The sequence below is a fragment of the Haematobacter massiliensis genome (assembly GCF_000740795.1).
GTDB classification, from domain to species: Bacteria; Pseudomonadota; Alphaproteobacteria; order Rhodobacterales; family Rhodobacteraceae; genus Haematobacter; species Haematobacter massiliensis.
In genome coordinates this window covers 286,946-305,969 of record NZ_JGYG01000001.1, presented here as the reverse complement: position 1 = coordinate 305,969, position 19,024 = coordinate 286,946, and the positions used below count along the sequence as shown (strand labels likewise).

The 19,024-nt window shown below is 64.2% G+C and carries 15 protein-coding genes and 1 other RNA gene; 8 read left to right on the top strand and 8 right to left on the bottom strand.

Going from position 1 to position 19,024, the window contains the following annotated elements; translation table 11 throughout:
- Positions 1-8 precede the first annotated feature (8 nt).
- From eutC to CN97_RS01470, 4 genes are read right to left on the bottom strand one after another with little or no spacing between them, the layout of a single operon-like run.
- On the bottom strand, positions 9-761 hold the full coding sequence (eutC, locus tag CN97_RS01485) for an ethanolamine ammonia-lyase subunit EutC (RefSeq protein ID WP_035706001.1): 753 nt from the start codon (positions 759-761) through the stop codon (positions 9-11).
- Positions 758-2,146, bottom strand: coding sequence for an ethanolamine ammonia-lyase subunit EutB (locus tag CN97_RS01480; RefSeq protein WP_035705998.1), 1,389 nt, complete (start codon positions 2,144-2,146; stop codon positions 758-760). The genes eutC and CN97_RS01480 overlap by 4 nt, the downstream gene beginning before the upstream one ends.
- Before the next feature lie 55 nt (positions 2,147-2,201).
- Positions 2,202-3,746 carry a phospholipase D-like domain-containing protein gene (locus CN97_RS01475; protein WP_035705996.1) on the bottom strand — a complete coding sequence of 515 codons (1,545 nt, stop codon included), beginning with the start codon at positions 3,744-3,746 and terminating at the stop codon, positions 2,202-2,204.
- A 9-nt stretch (positions 3,747-3,755) separates the two neighbouring features.
- The gene (locus CN97_RS01470; protein WP_084683965.1) at positions 3,756-4,568 is read right to left on the bottom strand and encodes an endonuclease/exonuclease/phosphatase family protein; all 813 of its coding nucleotides are present in this window, start codon (positions 4,566-4,568) and stop codon (positions 3,756-3,758) included.
- 117 nt (positions 4,569-4,685) lie between these two features.
- On the opposite strand from CN97_RS01470, the gene serB reads away from it, so the two are divergent.
- Positions 4,686-5,561: a phosphoserine phosphatase SerB gene (gene serB, locus CN97_RS01465; RefSeq protein ID WP_035705993.1), complete on the top strand. Its 876-nt coding sequence runs from the start codon at positions 4,686-4,688 to the stop codon at positions 5,559-5,561.
- Between the two features lie 57 nt (positions 5,562-5,618).
- On the opposite strand, the gene CN97_RS01460 is transcribed toward serB, so the two are convergent.
- Entirely contained in the window at positions 5,619-6,617 is a 999-nt protein-coding gene (locus CN97_RS01460) for an asparaginase (protein WP_035705990.1), read from the bottom strand.
- Between the two features lie 162 nt (positions 6,618-6,779).
- Here CN97_RS01460 and CN97_RS01455 point away from each other — a divergent pair, with 162 nt between their 5' ends.
- Positions 6,780-7,295 (top strand): invasion associated locus B family protein, encoded by a 516-nt coding sequence (locus CN97_RS01455; RefSeq protein WP_035705987.1) that lies wholly within the window; start codon positions 6,780-6,782, stop codon positions 7,293-7,295.
- A 99-nt stretch (positions 7,296-7,394) separates the two neighbouring features.
- Positions 7,395-8,633, top strand: coding sequence for a 23S rRNA (adenine(2503)-C(2))-methyltransferase RlmN (gene rlmN, locus CN97_RS01450; RefSeq protein ID WP_084683941.1), 1,239 nt, complete (start codon positions 7,395-7,397; stop codon positions 8,631-8,633).
- A 6-nt stretch (positions 8,634-8,639) separates the two neighbouring features.
- Here the strand turns inward: rlmN and CN97_RS01445 are convergent, their stop codons facing one another.
- Positions 8,640-8,987, bottom strand: coding sequence for a DUF488 domain-containing protein (locus CN97_RS01445; protein ID WP_035705984.1), 348 nt, complete (start codon positions 8,985-8,987; stop codon positions 8,640-8,642).
- Between the two features lie 170 nt (positions 8,988-9,157).
- On the opposite strand from CN97_RS01445, the gene alaS reads away from it, so the two are divergent.
- Both alaS and CN97_RS01435 read left to right on the top strand, forming a co-directional pair.
- On the top strand, positions 9,158-11,815 hold the full coding sequence (gene alaS / locus CN97_RS01440) for an alanine--tRNA ligase (protein ID WP_035705981.1): 2,658 nt from the start codon (positions 9,158-9,160) through the stop codon (positions 11,813-11,815).
- A 3-nt stretch (positions 11,816-11,818) separates the two neighbouring features.
- Complete coding sequence (locus tag CN97_RS01435; protein WP_035705980.1) at positions 11,819-12,106, top strand: DUF1330 domain-containing protein; 288 nt, start codon at positions 11,819-11,821, stop codon at positions 12,104-12,106.
- A gap of 78 nt (positions 12,107-12,184) precedes the next feature.
- On the opposite strand, the gene ssrA is transcribed toward CN97_RS01435, so the two are convergent.
- Together ssrA and CN97_RS01430 are read right to left on the bottom strand one after the other, a co-directional pair.
- Positions 12,185-12,538: a transfer-messenger RNA gene (gene ssrA / locus CN97_RS20090) on the bottom strand.
- A 311-nt stretch (positions 12,539-12,849) separates the two neighbouring features.
- Entirely contained in the window at positions 12,850-13,899 is a 1,050-nt protein-coding gene (locus CN97_RS01430) for an extracellular solute-binding protein (RefSeq protein WP_035705978.1), read from the bottom strand.
- A gap of 341 nt (positions 13,900-14,240) precedes the next feature.
- On the opposite strand from CN97_RS01430, the gene CN97_RS01425 reads away from it, so the two are divergent.
- The 3 genes from CN97_RS01425 (at position 14,241) to CN97_RS01415 (ending at position 18,912) form a co-directional block, all read left to right on the top strand.
- Positions 14,241-15,329, top strand: a complete 1,089-nt coding sequence (locus CN97_RS01425; protein ID WP_035706915.1) for an NUDIX domain-containing protein — start codon at positions 14,241-14,243, stop codon at positions 15,327-15,329.
- A gap of 85 nt (positions 15,330-15,414) precedes the next feature.
- Positions 15,415-16,449 (top strand): cysteine synthase A, encoded by a 1,035-nt coding sequence (locus CN97_RS01420; protein ID WP_035705975.1) that lies wholly within the window; start codon positions 15,415-15,417, stop codon positions 16,447-16,449.
- Between the two features lie 3 nt (positions 16,450-16,452).
- The gene (locus CN97_RS01415; protein WP_051910886.1) at positions 16,453-18,912 is read left to right on the top strand and encodes a DUF3772 domain-containing protein; all 2,460 of its coding nucleotides are present in this window, start codon (positions 16,453-16,455) and stop codon (positions 18,910-18,912) included.
- Positions 18,913-19,024 lie beyond the last annotated feature (112 nt).

Here is a 19,024-nt window from a genome sequence, read left to right as displayed (position 1 = left end):
AACTGTTTCTAGTTTTCGCCCAGAAAGCCGCTGCCACTTTCATCCTTGAGCGCGATGCCCGTCAGCCGTCGTGACAGAGCCTCTCCCACAAGCCAGGAAATCAGCTCGACCGCCCTGTCGTGGCTCAGCCCGCCCAGATCATGGATATTGGAAACGCAGTTCCGCTCGCTGTCCTGGCGTCCGGGACGGGGGTCGTAGGTGATGTAGGCGCCGAGACTTTCCGCCACCGAAAGGCCTGGCCGTTCCCCGATGAGAACGAGCGACAGCCGTGCGCTCAGGCCCGCGCCGATATCGTCACCTATGGCCACACGGGCCTGGCTCGCCAGCACGATGGGCGCGAATCTCACACCGGGCAGGGATTCGATGACGCCTCCCGCAATGGCTGCGGCGTGGCGGTTGACGGCGAGCGCCGACAGCCCGTCCGCAATGACAATGGCCACATCGCTGGCCACGTCGCTGCCCTTGCCCTGCAGGCGATCAAGATCAGCCTCCCGCACCCGCCGGCCGAGATCGGGGCGCCGAAGGTAAGTTTCCCGATCACCAGCGCGGCTCTGCAAATGAAGGGTCTCGCGGGGGCCGAGCGCCGCGGCGATGGCCTCCCAATCCACGGGCGCACGGATCGCGTCGCGCGCGCGGGCATGGCTCGCCTGAAAGTCCAGCACAGCAGAGAGCGGTGCCGCACCGCCGCGAGGGTCCAGCCGCAGCCGCGCGGGTGTCAGGCGCCGGAGGCGGGCAAGGGTCGGGTCTGTCGGGGCGGTCATGCGGGAAGCCCCATACGGCGGGCAAGCCCGTCCACATCCGGCAGCGCGCGCGGCCCCGCTCCCCATCCGGCGAGGCCCGTTTTTTCCAGCCAGGCCGCGAATTCCGGCGCGGGGCTGCGGTTGAACACACGGCGGAGCCAGGTAGCATCCTCAAAAGCAAGGCTTTGGTAGCTGAGCATCACATCATCCGAACCGGGCACGCAGATGACGAAGGTCACACCGGCGGCACCCAGCAGCGTCATCAGTGTATCCATGTCGTCCTGATCGGCCTCGACATGGTTGGTGTAGCAGACATCCACCCCCATCGGCAGGCCGAGAAGCTTGCCGCAGAAATGGTCTTCCAGGCCCGCGCGCATGATCTGCTTGCCGTCATAAAGATACTCCGGGCCGATGAAGCCCACGACGGTATTCACCAGGAGCGGCGAGAAGGCCCGCGCCACGCCATAGGCCCGTGCCTCCAGCGTCTGCTGATCGACCCCGTGATGGGCACCGGCCGACAAAGGCGCACCCTGTCCCGTCTCGAAATACATCACGTTCTGCCCGATGGTACCCCGGTTCAATCCCCGCGCCGCGGCATCCGCCTCTGCCAGTACGGCCAGATCGACGCCGAAACCGCGGTTCGCGTCCTCCGTCCCCGCGATCGACTGGAAGACGAGATCGACCGGCCCGCCTGCCTCCATGATGCGAAGGGTGTTCGTCACATGGGTGAGCACGCAGCTTTGCGTCGGGATCGCGAAATCCTGACGCAACCGGTCCAGCGCGTGAAGGATCTCGGTGCAGTTGCGCAGATTGTCGGAGGCGGGGTTGATGCCGATGACCGCATCGCCCGCACCTTGCAACAACCCGTCCAGTACCGCAGCGGCAATGCCGCGCAGATCGTCTGCCGGGTGATTGGGCTGCAATCGCGTGGAAATCCGCCCTGTCAGCCCGATGGTGTTGCGAAAAGCGGTCACCACCTCCACCTTCCGTGCGACGGCGATCAGGTCCTGATTGCGCATGAGCTTGGAGGCGGCGGCGACCATTTCCGGGGTGAGCGCAGGACGCGCGGCCTCAAGCGTTCTGGCGGTTGCGGCCTCCGACAGAAGCCAGTCCCGCAGATCGCCGACCGTCATCGCGGCAAAGGGTACAAAGGCGGCAGCATCATGGCTGTCGATTATCAGACGGGTGACTTCATCCGCCTCATAGGGCACCAGGGCTTCGTTCAGGAACGTGGCAAGCGGCAGATCGGCCAGAGCATAGCGAGCGGCGACCCGCTGGGCCTCCGTCTGGGCCGCAATCCCGGCGAGCGCATCGCCGGACCGGGCGGGCGTCGCAGCGGCGAGAAGGGCGGCGAGGCCGTCAAAGGCGAAGCGCTCCCCACCAAGGGTTGAGCGATAGACAGGCATGGCATTCCTCCCTCAGCGCCAAGATGATCGCCCGGAAACCGCCGCGTTTCCAGTCCTAGAGATAGGAATGGATGGGTAAATGCCCGACCACCCACGACAGTGCCCGTCGCGCAGGCGAAGCCTTGGGTTCATACCAGATTTCAGGCAGTTGCGAGCTAGCCTGTCCCTCCAGTGACTGATCCCAGCGAATCCAGCGGCCATGGAGCGAGAGGTGAAAGGCGTTCGGCGGGCGCATGGCCTCATCCTGCCAGTCCCAGAGTGCCTGGACCAGTTCGGGAGCCTCGAAGACAACGCCGATCTCCGTGTTCAGAAAGGCGGACCGGAGATCATAGTTGAAGGAGCCGATGAACCCCGTCCTTCTGTCGATCACGAACGTCTTTGCGTGCAGCATCCGGCCCCGCCGCGCGCCTTCGTCCGTGGGAGCATATTCACAAAGCTCCACGCCGCCCGTCAGCAACGGCACCCGGTAACGGCGATAGGCGCCATGGACGAGCGAATGGTCGGTATTGGCCAGCGAGTTGGTCAGCAGTCTCACCTCCACCCCGCGCTCCCGCAATTCTCCGAGCTGGGCCATCCCTGGCTTGCCGGGGACGAGATAGGGCGTCGTCATGTCGAACCGCTGTTCCGCCTGATTGATGAGCCGGCCGATATGGGTGAGCAACCAGTCTTCCCGCTTTTCACCGTGCGCCTTTTCGGGGGGATCAGTGACGATGCGGAATGTGTCGGACCATACAAGCCTGTCCAGCCCGGGCAGCGCATCATCGCCGCTGAGTGCACGGGAGAGGTACTCGCGGCCGCGCCGGTGACGGCGAAGCGCGCCGATGCGCCGGCGGAAGCTCACCAGGTCATTGATCCGCTCCGACCACAGCGCAGAAAGCGGCAGGGCGAGGTCGCTGTTCCAATAGGCATCGAACATCGTCTCGACTTGTCCGACCACGGGACCGGCAAGCAGCATATCGGCGTCCAGAGAATTCCGCCTGCGGCGGCGCGCGGCGTCGAAATAGGTATCGCCGATGTTTCGACCGCCGAGGATCGAGATCCGACCGTCCACCGTCCATGACTTGGTGTGCATCCGCCTGTTGTAGCGGACGAGCGCCAGCGCCATTTCTATCCCCCGGCGGAGCGCGTTGTGCCGGTTGACGATCGGGTTGAAGATCCGCATCTCCACCTTGGAATGACCGTTCAGGTTCAGCCATTTTGGGTCGATGCCGAGGACGTTTACATCATCCAGCAGGATACGGATGCGGACCCCCCGGTCAGCGGCGGTAAGCAGCTCGCCCGCCAGCAGGTTGCCGGTGATGTCATCCTTCCAGATGTAGTACTGCAGGTCGATGGAACGGGTTGCGCGGCGGATGCTCTCGAATCGCGCGGCAAAGGCATCCTGCCCGCGGAAGAGCAGCGCGCCACCGCTCATTCCGGGATGAGCGGTCTCGAGCGGGTCTAGAACCGTGTCGAAAGGGCTTGGCCGCACGGTCCGCGGCAGCGCGTGACTGTTCGGGCCGCTTGCCCGCCGCGCGAAACGTCCAAAGGACCAGAGCGCAAAAAGCGACGCCCCGACGGCGATGGCGACAATCAGGGAAAGCCAGATGAGCCAATGCATGAAGCGCCGTCAGAGGCTTGGCGGCGCGTCGACGCCGAGCCTGATCCGCGCAGTCAGCGGCAGGTGATCGGAGGCGATACGAGACAGCGGTGTTTGATGCGCGGCGAGATCAATGAGCTCTGCATTCTGGCAGGTATAGATCCGGTCGAGCGGCAGAAAGGGCCGGCGCGCGGGGTAGGTGGGTACACTTCGCCCGTCGCCGCCAAGGTTGCGCAGCGGCGGCAGCGCGCCGAAGGGGGCCCGCCGCCATTCGTTCAGATCCCCCATAAGCACCGTTGGCCGACCTTCCGCCTCATCCTGCAACCGGCTCAGAAGCTGCGTCTGCAGCAGACGGGAGGAGCGCAGCAACCCCAGATGCGCAGCGATCAGCCGGAGGGGCTGGCCATTCAGCCGGGCATCGACCATGACCGCCCCCCGTGGCTCCAGCCCCGGCAGGTGCACCGGGCGTATATCCTCCAGTTCCGCATTCCGCAGGAGGACGAGATTGCCGTGCCAGCCATGCGCGGAGCGACCCAGCCGGTCGGTAAGCGGGACCGGTTCCAGCCCCGTCCGCTCGCGGATTTCCCCCAGATCGAGCACGCCCGTCCGCGCCCCGAAGCGGCGGTCCGCCTCCTGCAGCGCGATGGCATCCGGCGCGATCTCGGCGATCACCCGCGCCGTGCGGGAGGGATCCCGCTTCATGTCCAATCCCACGCCCTTGTGGACATTGTAGGATGCGAACAGCAGGGGGTCGGGCTTCACCGCGGACGGCGCAGCCTGCGGCACAGGTGGCGTCGGTTCCGATTTCGTCTGGGCCGGAGAGGGCGGGGTGTCTTGATCCATGGGCAAGATGTGGTGCGGAAGCCGGCCTCTGGCAAGCGGCATCTGCGCGGCTCACGGCTGGCGAAGCGGAGGCGGATCGGTTAAGCGGCGATAACGCCATCAGCGAAGGTGCCCGGGATGCATGTTGCCACCCTACTTGTCTCTCCCGAAAGGGGCGGATTGACCGCCGAGATCGTGGATACGCTGGCCCGGGACTGGGCCGGGGAAGGCACACGCTGGCTCGCCCCCGGCATCGCGGCGGAGTTCGATATCGCGGGCCCTCCCTCGGACCTCTGGGCCCGGTGGGAGCGGTTGCAGGCGCAGGGTATCGACCTCATCGTGCAGCCTGCGACCGGACGGCGGAAGCGGATGCTGCTGGCGGACATGGATTCCACCATGATCCAGCAGGAGTGCATCGACGAGCTGGCCGATGAAGCCGGTGTCGGCCCGCGGGTGGCCGAGATCACCCGCTGCGCCATGAATGGAGAGCTGGATTTCGAAGGCGCGCTGCGAGAGCGGGTGGGCCTTCTGAAAGGGCTTCCCGTGTCCGTCATCGGCAAGGTGCTGGCGGAGCGGATCACCTATACCCCCGGCGGGCAGGAGCTGATCGCCACGATGCATGCAAACGGCGGCCATGCCGTGCTGGTATCGGGCGGGTTCACCTCTTTCACCGGGCCGGTCGCGGCGCATCTCGGCTTTGACGAAAACCGGGCGAACACGCTGCTATCGGCGGAGGGTTTGCTGACAGGCGAAGTGGCGGAGCCGATCCTCGGCCGTGCCGCCAAGGTCGCGGCTCTGGAGGAGATTTCCGCCCGTCTCGGCCTTGCGGAGAGTGACGTGATCGCCGTCGGCGACGGGGCGAATGACCTTGGGATGCTGGAGCGGGCGGGAACCGGCGTCGCGCTGCATGCGAAGCCCGCCGTGGCCGCACAATGCGATGTGCGGGTGAATTTCGGCGATCTCACAGCGCTGCTTTATATTCAGGGTTACAGGCGAGAAGAGTTCGCTGCCTGACAGGCGGGTGGACCGGCTGCCCATTGCTAGCCGGGTCTTCCGCTCAGAATGCTGTGGTCAGCCGGGAAAGCCGGGCGCGGCGGTAACGATACCTGTCTCAAACCCGCGCCAGTTGCTCTGGATGGCGTTCAGCCGCTTCCGCGCGGCGGGATGCTCACCGTCCAGCACCCCCAGATGCACGAGGAGAGCAGTGATCGCTGCCTCCGATCCCCGCGTGCCGCCATCCACGATCTTCAGCGCCGCCCCAAGCCGCTGCTCCGGCAGAATCGCGACGAAGACGGCCTCCGCGCCGGTCTTGATTGCGACACGTCCGCCCATGGCACGCATCAGTTCCGTGCAGGCGCGGCCCTCTCCGGCGACAAGTTCCGGGTGCGCGGCCATCGCCCGATGCAGGCGCGCCGCCGCCCGTTCCCGCAGCGAGCCTTCCGGGTTCGCGCCCGCGAAGAACGCCATCGCGCGGGCGAGGCCGGTAAGGGTAGTGGCGAAGTTCGGTGCGGAGCAGCCGTCGATCCCGTACCCGGGGGAGGCGAGGCCGGTCGTCGCCTCGAATGCCTCCTTCACCGCCTGCTGAACGGGATGATCCGGCTCCACATATTCCGATCCTCCGCCAAGATGTCTGTTGAGAGTTAGGAACCCCGTATGCTTGCCCGAGCAGTTGTTGTGGATCTGGCAGGGCTGTTTGTCCGCCCGGATCAGGCCGTTCCGCGCTGTCTCATCCCCCGGCATATGGCATCCGCAGCGCAAGTCCTCCTCCCGAAGTCCCAGCGTGGCGAGCCATGTCTCCACCATATCCGTATGCAGGCTTGCCCCGCTGTGGCTCGCACAGGCGAGCGCCAGTTGCGCCTCCGTCAGTCCCGCAGCATCCGCCGCCCCGCTTTCGACAAGCGGCAGCGCCTGAAGCATCTTGCAGGAGGAACGGGGGTAGATGAGTATCTCCGGCTCTCCCCATGCGGCGATGACGCCATCTTCCGCGTGAACGATCACCGCATGGCCGACATGCTGGCTTTCCAGCCGCCCGCCGCGCCAAAGTTCCGCCATGGGGATCGGATCTGTCATATTGCCTCTCACAGAAATGCGAAGTTTGTCCGACGGGGGTTTCGTCCGGCGACGGCTTTGCGCTAAGAACTAAGCACTTGAAACAGCATCCGCCACACCAAAAGACCGCGGAAAGCGGTGGCAGGCGGGGGACAGAGGCAGAGAGACGGAGGCTGTGAGCCAATGACACCACGCATCCTGTGCGCCATCGTCGGCATGACCGCGGTTATGGGACTGGCTACGGCCGCATCGGCGCAACAGACGACTGCCTCCGGGCAGAAGGACGACTGGAGCTACTTTGCATCCCAAAGCCCGAAAGAGTGCTGGGCGGTGACGAGTCCGAAATCCTCCACCGCCTCGCGGGACGGCAAGCGGGCAGACGTGTCGCGGGGGGACATCCGTCTCTACATCACCTATCGCGGCGGTCAGCCGGAGGTTTCGTTCGCGGGCGGCTATCCCTTCGCGGCGAATTCCACGGTGTCGGTGGATGTGGGCGGCTCCAAGTTCGAGATGTTCACGGATGGCGACTGGGCCTGGCCAGCCACTCCCGCCGACGACCAACGCCTTGTCGCAGCGCTCAGGGGCGGGGCCGAGGCGGTCATCACGGGGCATTCGCAGCGTGGAACGGACACACGTGACGTGTTCTCGCTGAAAGGCTTGACCGCGGCGGTCGACGAGGCGGCGAAGCTCTGCCGCTGAGGCAGATCGCGGTCAAAATCCGTAACAATGCGCGGGGGAGTTTCGCTTTCCCGCAAGATGGACTATATGGGTGGCCTGCCCAGAAGCCGGATAGTCGAAATGAACGCCCCCGCCAGACCCGTCGTCACGCCCGCTGCTACCGATCCGGCGCCGCAAACCGGCGCTTCCGCTCCCATCACGCAGGACGTGCTGACCATTCCGCGCAAGCTGCCGGAGGCCGGGCGGACGAACCTTGTCGGGCTGACGCGGGAGCAGCTTCGCGATGCCCTGATCGCCGCCGGAACCCCGGAGGGGCAGGCGAAGATGCGCGTCGGTCAGGTCTGGCAGTGGATCTATCAGAAAGGTGTGCGCGATTTCGCGGCGATGACCAATCTCGCCAAGGATTACCGGGCGCTTCTGGCCGAGAACTTCACCGTGGATGTCCCGGAACTGGTCTCCCGGCAGATCTCGGCGGATGGCACGCGGAAATACCTTGTCCGCATCGCGGGCGGGCATGAGGTGGAGACGGTCTATATCCCGGAGGAGGGACGCGGTACGCTCTGCATCTCGTCGCAGGTGGGGTGCACGCTGACCTGCACCTTCTGCCACACCGGCACGCAGAAACTCGTCCGCAACCTGACGCCGGGGGAGATCGTGGGGCAGGTTCTGCTTGCGCGTGACGATCTGGGAGAATGGCCCGCGCCGGGACGCGCCCCGAAGGATGAGACGCGGCTGCTGTCCAACATCGTGCTGATGGGCATGGGCGAGCCGCTCTACAATTTCGATGCGGTGCGCGACGCGATGAAGATCGCCATGGACCCGGAGGGCATCTCGCTCTCCCGCCGCCGGATCACGCTTTCAACGTCGGGTGTCGTGCCCATGATCGCGCGCACGGCAGAGGAGATCGGTTGCCAGCTCGCCATTTCCTTCCATGCCACCACGGATGAAGTGCGCGACAAACTCGTGCCGATCAACAAGAAGTGGCCGCTGAAGGAGTTGCTGGAGGCGCTGCGGACCTATCCGAAGCTGTCCAATTCCGAGCGGATCACCTTTGAATACGTCATGCTGAAAGGCGTGAATGACAGCGATGACGACGCGCGCCGGCTGGTGAAGCTGATCCGCGGCATTCCGGCAAAGATCAACCTGATCCCCTTCAACGAATGGCCGGGCGCGCCCTACCAGCGGTCCGACTGGGAACGGATCGAGAGCTTTGCGGAGATCGTCTATCGGGCGGGCTATGCCTCTCCCATCCGCACGCCGCGGGGGGAGGACATCATGGCCGCATGCGGCCAGCTCAAATCCGCGACCGAGCGCGCCCGCAAGAGCCGGGCGGAGATCGCGGCCGAAACTGCGCGCTGAGCCGCCCTATCCGAGCAGCAGATCGCGAAGCACGACGGCCTCGTTGTGCTGCGTATCCCGCGCGCCGTAGAGGAGGGTGACGGTCCCTCGCGTCGCCTCAGCGCGAAGTTGGTTCAGGGCCGTGTCCTGTGCCTTGAGCTCCTCCAGATACCGCGCCCGGAACTCCGGCCACTTCGCCGGGTCGTGGTCAAACCCGTCGCTCGGCGCGAGGTCTTTGCGCCAGTCGTCAAGCGCCGCCCGCTCCCGCGTCATGCCGCGAGGCCAGAGCCTGTCCACAAGAATGCGCTTCCCGTCGGCGGGGTCGGGCGGATCATAGACCCGCTTCAGGCGCAGATGTCCGGCAAGAGGTGGCATGGCGGCTCCCGGTCATTCCACCTTGTCACATGCGGCGCAATCTCCCATCTCCAAGGCCAGAAGCACGGCTTTCTTGCCGGGGGCGATGGACAGACGCCGCCGGGAGGGATAGTCGTGTGCGCAATGGACGGGGCGGGAGGCCCCGGTCTTCCCCCGTGACGAGGCACCCGATGGCCAGCCTGAACGATATCCGATCGACCTATCTCGACTTCTTCCGCCGAAACGGACATGCGGTTGTGGAAAGCTCCCCGCTCGTTCCCCGCAACGACCCGACGCTGATGTTCACGAACTCCGGCATGGTCCAGTTCAAGAACGTCTTCACCGGTGTGGAGCATCGCGATTATACGCGCGCCACCACCGCGCAGAAATGCGTCCGCGCGGGCGGCAAGCACAATGACCTCGACAACGTCGGCTATACCGCGCGGCACCATACGTTCTTCGAGATGCTGGGCAACTTCTCCTTCGGGGATTACTTCAAGGAACAGGCGATCCCCTTCGCATGGGAATTGCTGACGAAGGATTTCGGTATCGACGGCAAGCGTCTGCTTGTCACCGTCTATCACACCGATGATGAGGCGGCGGCGATCTGGAAGAAGGTCGCGGGCTTCTCCGACGACCGGATCATCCGCATTCCGACCGACGACAACTTCTGGCGCATGGGGCCGACCGGCCCCTGCGGCCCCTGCACCGAGATCTTCTTCGATCACGGCGAGCATATTCCCGGCGGGCCGCCCGGCTCCCCCGATGAGGATGGCGACCGTTTCATCGAGATCTGGAACAACGTCTTCATGCAGTACGAGCAGTTCGCCGATGGCACGCTGCGCGATCTGGAGGCGCAGTCCATCGACACCGGCATGGGGCTGGAGCGGATCGGCGCGCTCCTTCAGGGCAAGCACGACAACTACGACACCGACCTGATGCGCCATCTGATCGAGGCCTCGGCCCATGCCTCCTCCACCGATCCAGACGGGCCGGGCAAGATCCACCATCGGGTCATCGCAGACCATCTGCGCTCGACCTCCTTCCTGATTGCCGACGGGGTCATGCCCTCGAACGAAGGGCGGGGCTATGTGCTGCGCCGCATCATGCGGCGGGCGATGCGGCATGCTCATCAGCTCGGTGTAACGGAGCCGCTGATGTATCGCCTCGTGCCCGCGCTGGTACGGGAAATGGGCGCGGCTTATCCCGAACTGCCCCGCGCACAGGCGATGATCGAAGAGACGCTGAGGCTGGAGGAAACCCGCTTCCGGCAGACGCTCGACCGTGGCCTGCGGCTGCTGGATGACGAGTTGTCCAAGATCGGCGAGGGGCAGCCGCTGCCCGGCGCCGCTGCCTTCAAGCTGTACGATACCTATGGCTTCCCGCTGGATCTCACGCAGGATGCGCTGCGCGAACAGGGGCGGACAGTCGATGTCTCTGGCTTCGATTCCGCGATGGCGGAGCAGAAGGCTAAGGCACGCGCCTCCTGGGCCGGCTCGGGTGAGACGAAGGACGCCGCGATCTGGTTCGATCTGGCGGAGAAGAACGGCTCCACCGAGTTCCTCGGCTACGATACCGAGAAGGCGGAGGGCGAGATACTCTCACTCGTCAGAGACGGGGCGGAGGTCCAGAAAGCGGGCGTGGGCGAAAGCGTGCAGATCGTCGTGAACCAGACGCCGTTCTACGCGGAATCCGGCGGTCAGGTTGGGGATGCCGGTCTGCTCAAGACAGATACCGGCGCTGCCCGCGTGACGGATACGAAGAAATCGCAGGGCGTCTACATCCATATCGCGGAGGTGACGCTGGGCGAAATCGCGGCCGGGCAGGGTGCGGAGCTGAACGTCGATCACAACCGGCGGCAGGCGATCCGCGCCAACCACTCCGCCACGCACCTGCTGAACGAGGCGCTCCGCCGGACGCTGGGCGATCACGTCGCGCAGCGCGGCTCGCTCAATGCCGATGACCGGCTGCGTTTCGATTTCTCCCATGGCAAGGGCCTGACGGCGGAGGAGTTGAAGCAGGTCGAGCGCGAGGTGAACGATTACATCCGTCAGAACGGCACGGTGGAAACCCGTGTGATGACCCCGGATGAGGCGCGCGGCCTTGGCGCGCAGGCGCTCTTCGGGGAGAAATACGGGGATGAGGTCCGCGTCGTCTCCATGGGGCTGCTCGACGGTTCCGGCAAGGGCGCGGACGGCAAGACCTATTCGCTGGAGCTTTGCGGCGGGACGCATGTCGGCCGGTTGGGCGAGATCGGTCTGTTCGTCCTGCTGTCCGACAGCGCCTCCTCCGCCGGGGTGCGGCGGATCGAGGCGCTTACCGGGGAGACTGCTCTGGCCTATCTCGAGGAGCAGGTGGCCCGTCTGGGCGAGGTTGCCTCCGTCCTGAAGGCGGGTCCGGGCGAGGTCGTCGATCGTGTGAAGGCGCTGGTCGAGGAGCGGCGCACGCTCCAGAACGAGGTGGCGCAGCTCCGGCGCGAGCTGGCGATGGGCGGCGGCACACAGGGCGGAGCGGATGCCAAGGACATCGGTGGCGTCAAGTTTCTGGCGCAGGTCGTTTCCGGTGTTTCCGGCAAGGATCTGCCAGCGCTGATCGACGAGATGAAGACGCGCGTCGGCTCCGGCGCGGTGCTGCTGGTGGCTGATACGGGCGGCAAGGCCGCCGTGGCGGCGGGCGTGACCGCAGACCTGACGGAGCGTCTGTCGGCTGTCGATCTGGTCAAGGCGGCGGCGCAGGCGCTCGGCGGCAAGGGCGGCGGAGGCCGACCGGACATGGCACAGGCCGGGGGGGCGGATGCGTCCAAGGCGGAAGAGGCGATCCGCGCTGCGGAAGCCGTTATTGCGGGGTAGAAAATGAGCGCTCTCTGGATAGCCCATGTCGAAGTGACGGACCCGGACGCTTACGGCAAATACGCCAAGCTCGCCGGTCCGGCGCTCGCGAAATTCGGTGGCGTGTTCCTTGCCCGGGGCGGACGCTATGTTCAGCTCGAAGGCAAAGATCGAGCCCGGAATGTCGTGGCCCGCTTCCCTTCGCTTGAGACCGCGGTGGAGGCATATAACAGCCCCGAGTACCAAGAGGCCCTCTCGCATGCGAAGGGTGCCTCTATCCGCGATCTCGTGGTGATCGAAGAAACCGCCTGAGCTTTGCGAAATACGGATCAGACGCCGCCTTCGGGCGGCGTTTTCGGTAAAAAGAGGGGTTCGGTAAAAAGAGGGGGAAGTGCAGGCTTCTGTTGCCAGGTGCCTGCGAACCCCGCCTTACAGTGCTACCTGCAAGGACTTAGTTTCGGTACTCGAACTGCTTACGCAGCCAGAGCCACCGGAGCACGGTTGTTGTTGGCAACTGTACTTTTGGACCGGTAACGGTGGTACCTCACCGAGCGAAAGCAATCACCTTTACACGTTCGTCGATCCTGTTTCGGCCCCCTCCGCCCCCAACAAGGGTGATTGGTGGAGCCGCCGGGTACCGCCCCCGGGTCCGATCCGCTTATTCCGTGCGCGTTTATCGCCATAGTCCGGAGCAAGCCCCGAACAGGGTTGGATATAGACCGCTCTGTGGCGGCGTTCAATGGCTGGGAAGACGGGACGCGGGTTTTCTGTCAGAAGCCGAAGACGTTGTCAGATGGCTGGTTAGGCAAATCTCAACGGCTGGCCGCGTGACTTGCGAAAGCACCCGACGATGATGTTTCTCCGAGGCAAACAATAGGTTCGCTCTTGCATCGCCATCCAGGCGAAGGATCATCCTTGGCTGTCACAGTGTCCGTCAGAACCGTCGCACAATTGCAACTTCCCCGGTAATTTCATGGGAAAAGGCAGCTTTGAGCAGGCAGACGAGTTCAAAAGCGAAAAGGGCAGCCATTCATAGGCTGCCCGTCGATCATGGATCAGAAACCAGCCTTGATCTTTTCGAACTCCTGCACCATCCGGTCGCGCAGCGATTGTTCCAACGGCTTCTGCGTCAGAACCGGAACCGTGACGGGGCCAAGACCGGCCTCCTTCAGCTTCTCGGCATCAATCGCATCCATGGCCGTCTTGTTGGAGGAGCCGTAGCCGAACACATCCACAAGATATTCCGCCGAAGAGGGCTGAAGCCAGGCGTTCATGAAGTCATAGGCCTGATCTTCCGACCCCGGTCCGTTCTTGAAGTTCACAAAGCCGCAGACGAAGGCCGAAGACCCTTCGGTTGCTTCACGCTGGAAGCCGATGGGATACCCGTCCGCGACCAACTGTGTCACCCCCTCGGGCCAGGACCAGGCAACCAGAACTTCCCCCGTCGCCATGAGCTGCCCCATCTCTGACGGGTCGGCCCAATAGGCACGGACGTTCGGATGCACCTCGCGGAGCCAGTCGGCGGCGGCCTTGAACTGGTCGTCCGTCACGTCGGTCCAGTCGTGCACTCCCGTCGCCAGGAAGGCCAGCGGCCAGATATCGTCCACGGAGTTCGGCAGCGAGATGCGGCCGGCGTATTTCGGATCCTTGAAGACCTGAAGAGTGGAAACGTCGGCCTCCGGAACCTTCTCCGTGTTCCACGCGATGGCGGTGGAAGCCCAGTCCGTCGGCAGGAACCACAGGCCGCCATCATCCTGGAAGATCGGGGAATCCAGCAAAGCCGGGTCAAGATCCTTGAAGGCGGTCAACTTGGAGGTATCCCAGGGCTCGATAAGCCCGGCATCGCGATACTTGGAGATCATCTGCGAGCAGGGATGGGCGATGTCCGGCTTGAAACCGGAGACGACCTTCTGGAACGCCTCGTCGTCATCCGCATAGAAGCTGTACTGCGGACTTGCGCCATATTTGTCGATGTAGGCCTGATGAAGCCCCGGATCCTCGAAACCGGCCCAGTCGAAAACGAGCAAATTCGGCGATTGCGCCAGTGCAGCCTGCGCGACAAGCGTCGCAGCGGCCGTGCCAAGAAGCCAGGTCCTGATGGCCATTCTGTTTCCTCTGTTGGAGAGCTATTTCTCCCGAGGCTAGAGGACAGCGCGCGACGTCTCAAGCGGCGATTGCGCCCGGTTGATCAAGATTTTGCGGGAGCGGTGGATCTACCCCAGCAAAGTGATGGCTCGCGTCCTGCGGTAGAAGGAAAATGCGACAATCATCATATTTAACAAAACAGTAGCGACCTATTCTATCAGGAATGTTTAACCGTTTAAAGGTATACCGCGATGGCATGACAGGATTTTGCCCGCGCATAGGTGCTGGACGCGGAAAGGCGATGGGGTTGCGCCCACATCGCCGTCAGGCAACTGTGCCGGCGATCTTCCCGGAGACGGATATGACGGACTTCTTCTTCTACGGCACGCTGCGCCATCCTCCGGTGTTGGAGGCTGTGCTGGGCCATCCCGTTAGCGGGCGGCCGGCGCGGCTTTCGGGACAGCGGGTGGTGGAAAGCGATGCAGGCCCCGTGCTCTTTGCGGCGGAGGGGTCCGTCGCGCCCGGCTTGCTGGTGACCGGTTTGACTGAGGCCGATCGCGCGCGGCTCGATCACTATGAGGCGGGCGAGGCCATACCCATGACGCTGGAAACCGAGCGCGGCCGCGTCAAGGCGCTGGTCTATCCCGGTGCGGCGGGCAGCGATCAGGACTGGTCCTTCGATGACTGGGTGGATGGCTGGGGCACCATCACCGCGGAAACCGCAGGCGACATCATGCGCGGTTTCGGGATCAACCCGCCGCACGCTCATCTCGCACGGCTGCCAATGCTGTTGGGCCGCGCCCATGCCCGCATCCGCGCGGCGAACGACATGCCGCGGGAAAGCCGTGGCGTGGCAGAGGCGGGTGATGTCGAGGTGATCGCGGCTCGGGAGCCTTATGCCCATTTCTTTGCCGTGGAGGAATACGACCTGCGCTTTCGGCGTTTCGACGGGACGATGAGTCCGGTCGTCAACCGGGCGGTCTTTGTCTCCGGCGACGCCGCGACGCTGGTCCCTTACGACCCTGTGCGGGACAGGGTGCTCGTCATCGAGCAGTTTCGCCCGGGGCCATTCGCGCGTGGCGACCGTCAGCCCTGGCTGATCGAGCCGATCGCGGGGCGGATCGATGCGGGCGAAAACCCGCGCTCCACCGTGCTGAGGGAGGCGGTGGAGGAGGCGGGCCTGAACGTCTCGGAAGTTCGTGAGATCATGCGCTATTACTCCAGCCCCGGCACGATGACCGAATTCCTCTACTGCTTCGTCGCCCTCTGCGATCTCCCTGATGATATTGCGCAAACGGGCGGACTGGTGGAGGAGGCGGAGGACATTCGCGGCCATCTCATGAGCCTTGATGACCTGCTGAAACTGGTCAATTCCGGCGAAGGGGCGAACGGCCCGCTTGTCGTCACGGCACAGTGGCTGGCGCTGAACCGGGACGCGCTCCGCCTGTGAGCGGGAAACTGAACCGAAACGGTGCGGGTTGAGTTCGTCTGACGGCGGCCCTATCACCGAAGCGATCCTGAAGAAGGAGAAGGAAATGCCCGTTTACGGCGATCTCATGGCCTCCATCGGTCACACCCCGCTCATCCGGCTGCGCAAGGCCAGCGATATGACGGGCTGCGACATCTACGGCAAGGCCGAGTTCATGAACCCCGGTCAGTCTGTGAAGGACCGCGCGGCGCTCTACATCATCAAGGACGCGGTGGCGCGGGGGGAACTTGCGCCCGGCGGCACGATCGTGGAGGGGACGGCGGGCAATACCGGTATCGGCCTCGCGCTTGTCGGCGCTGCCATGGGTTTTCGCACCGTGATCGTCATTCCGGAGACGCAGAGCCAGGAAAAGAAGGACATGATCCGCCTGGCCGGAGCGGAACTGGTGGAAGTGCAAGCGGTTCCCTATGCCAATCCCAATAACTATGTGCGCTATTCGAGCCGCCTTGCCGCAGCGCTCGCGAAGACGGAGCCGAACGGCGCGATCTGGGCCAATCAGTTCGACAACACCGCCAACCGGCTCGCGCATGTGGAGACGACAGGTCCCGAGATCTGGGAGGAAACGGGCGGCAAGGTCGACGGTTTCGTGGCCTCTGTCGGCTCGGGCGGCACCTTCGCGGGTGTCGGCATGGCTCTGCAGCCGAAGGGCGTGAAGATCGCGCTGGCGGACCCGGAAGGGTCGGCGCTTTACGAATACTACACCCAAGGTACGCTGAAATCCGAAGGCAATTCGATTACGGAGGGCATCGGGCAGGGCCGTATCACCGCCAATCTAGAAGGCTTCAAACCGGATTTCGCCTATCGGATCCCCGACGGTGAAGCCTTGCCGTTGATCTTTGACCTGCTGTCGGAGGAGGGGCTTTGCGTGGGCGGTTCTTCCGGCATCAATATCGCGGGGGCCATCCGGCTCGCCCGCGATCTGGGGCCGGGCAAAACCATCGTGACCGTGCTTTGCGATTACGGCACGCGCTATCAGACAAAGCTGTTCAACCCGGCCTTCCTGCGGGCGAAGAATCTGCCGGTGCCTGAGTGGCTGGCGACGACGCCCGCTCAGCCCCTTCCTTCGGTGCTTGAGGGCTGATCCATGCAGCGTCTGACCGGTATCCTGATCGCGCTGCTTCTTGCGCTCCTGCCTGTCTCCGGTGTGCCGACCGGGATTTTCGCGACACCCGCCATTGCGCAGGAAACCGCGCCGGCCACGCCTGATTTTGCCGCCTGGGAAAAGACGGCCAGCGAAATAGAGAGCGAAGTTGCGGATCCGGAGATTACGGATCAGCAGCTTGACGAGCGTCGCGCCCAGCTTGTCCCTCTCCGGGCAGAGTTCCAGACGGCGCAAGGCGCGAATTCCGGCCGGATCGAGACGCTGAGGGGGCAACTCGCCGCGCTGGGAGCACCTCCTGAGGACGGAACGACCGAGGCCCCGGAAATCACGGCGCGCCGCACGGAGCTTCAGACCCAGATTTCCGAAGCCGAGGCGCCTGGCAAGGCGGCGGTCGAGGCCTATACGCGCGCAGACAATCTCATCAAGCAAATCGACGCGATCCTGCGCGACAGGCAGACGAATGCGCTTCTGGAATTGTCGCCGTCTCCGCTGAACCCTGCCAACTGGACGCTTGCGGCGGCGGCGCTTCTGGATGCGGGCAAGGGCATCGCTGCGGAGATCAACCGTCATGTCGCCTCCGACGTACGGCGTCAGAACCTCATTTCCAACCTGCCGATCATCCTGCTCCACCTCGTCATCGCGGCGGTGATCCTTCTGCGCGGTCGCGCTGTGATGGAGCGGCTTGTCCGCAATATCAGCGGGCGGAGTTCTCTCCGCGGCGCAAAGGTCATCGCAAAGCTGGTCTCGCTTGGTCAGGTCGTCCTTCCGGTACTGGGCGTGGTGCTGGTCAGTCGGGCATTGCAGCTTTCGGGGATGGTGGGTGTCCGCACGAGTCCCATCGTCGAGACCCTGCCATGGGCGGGTTTTCTCGTCTTCGCGGCGCTCTGGCTCGCAGGCAGGCTGTTTCCCGATGACGCTGGAGACAGCCAGTTTCAACTCGCACCAGAACGCCGACGGGAGGCCCGCGTTCACATCGTCGCGTTTGGTATCCTGCTCGCCATTCGCAGTCTGCTTGAGCAGATCGTCCCGAACCCGGAACCGCCGGTTTATTCCGTCCTTGCCTTTCCCCTGCTGGTCGTGGGCGGGATCCTGCTCTTTCGCTTCGGACAACTCCTTCGCACCCATGCGGTGAATGCGACAGCGGCAAATACGGAGGTATTGTTCCGTCACCGGCTCATCACCTACGTGGCATATGTGACAATCGCCATCGGGGCGCTGGCGCCGCTTCTGGCGGCGGTCGGGTATGTTTCCGCTGCTACGGCGCTGATCTATCCTGCGGCCATGACGCTCGCGCTTATCGGGATGGTGATGTTCCTCCAGGGCCTTTGCGCGGACATCTATGTGCTTGCCATTAAGGGGGATGAAGCCAATCGCGGTGACCTCGTTCCGGTTTTGCTCGGCTTTGTCCTCTGTGCGTTGGCGGTTCCCTTCCTGCTGCTGATCTGGGGGGCGCGGGGCTCTGATCTGGCAGAGATGTGGATCAAGTTCCGGGAGGGGTTCAATATCGCGGGGGTGCAGGTCTCTCCCACGATCTTCCTGACCTTCGTTGTCGTATTCGTTCTCGGATACACGGTTACCAAGCTGCTTCAGGGCGCACTCGGCGCCTCCATCCTCCCCAAGACCAAACTGGACACCGGCGGGCAGCGGGCGGTGGTGCTCGGGGTCGGCTATGTCGGGGTCGTTCTGTCCGCGATCATCGCCATGACGGCGGCAGGGATCAACCTGTCATCGCTGGCGATCCTTGCCTCCGCACTTTCCGTCGGTATCGGTTTCGGCCTGCAGAACATCGTGCAGAACTTCGTCTCCGGCATCATCCTGCTGATCGAGCGGCCCGTGTCGGAAGGCGACTGGATCGAGGTTGCCGGCGTGCAGGGGCGCGTGCGCGCGATCTCCGTCCGCTCGACCCGGATCGAGACTTTCGACCGGAACCATGTCATTGTCCCCAACGCCTCGTTGATCTCCGGTCAGGTCACCAACATCACGCGTTTCAACCTGTCCGGTCGCGTGCTCCAGCAGGTCACCGTGTCCGGTGTCAATGACAGCGATCATGTGCAGAAGGTGCTGGAGGACATCGCCAAGGTGCCCCCTATGGTGATCCTGAATCCGCCGCCCTCTGTGGGGCTGATCGGTATAGATGGCGGCAATCTCACGTTCGAGATGCGGCTCATCATCAGGGACGTGAACTTCCGGGGCGAAGTTCAGGACGAGGTGCTTCACCTCATCCATCGCCGCTTCAAGGAGGAGAACATCGTCTTCGGCATCATGGGGTCGAGCAAGACCATCATGGCCGACGGGGACGGCATCCCCTATGTCTTGCCCGGCGCGATCTTCGGTGACAAGCCCCCCGCAGATCCGGTTGATGCGGAAGCGGCACGCGACGGTAAGGCAGAAGAACAGGCCGAGGAAAACGACCAGCGCCGCGCTGGAAGCCCCACCCGCTGACGCTGCGGGAGAGGGGTCCGCCGCGCTTGACTCCGGCCTCCTCTCCAAGCATCATTCAGCGAAGGGCGGTATGGGCCGTTCAGTGCAACGGGCCATGCCCACAAGGTGAAAA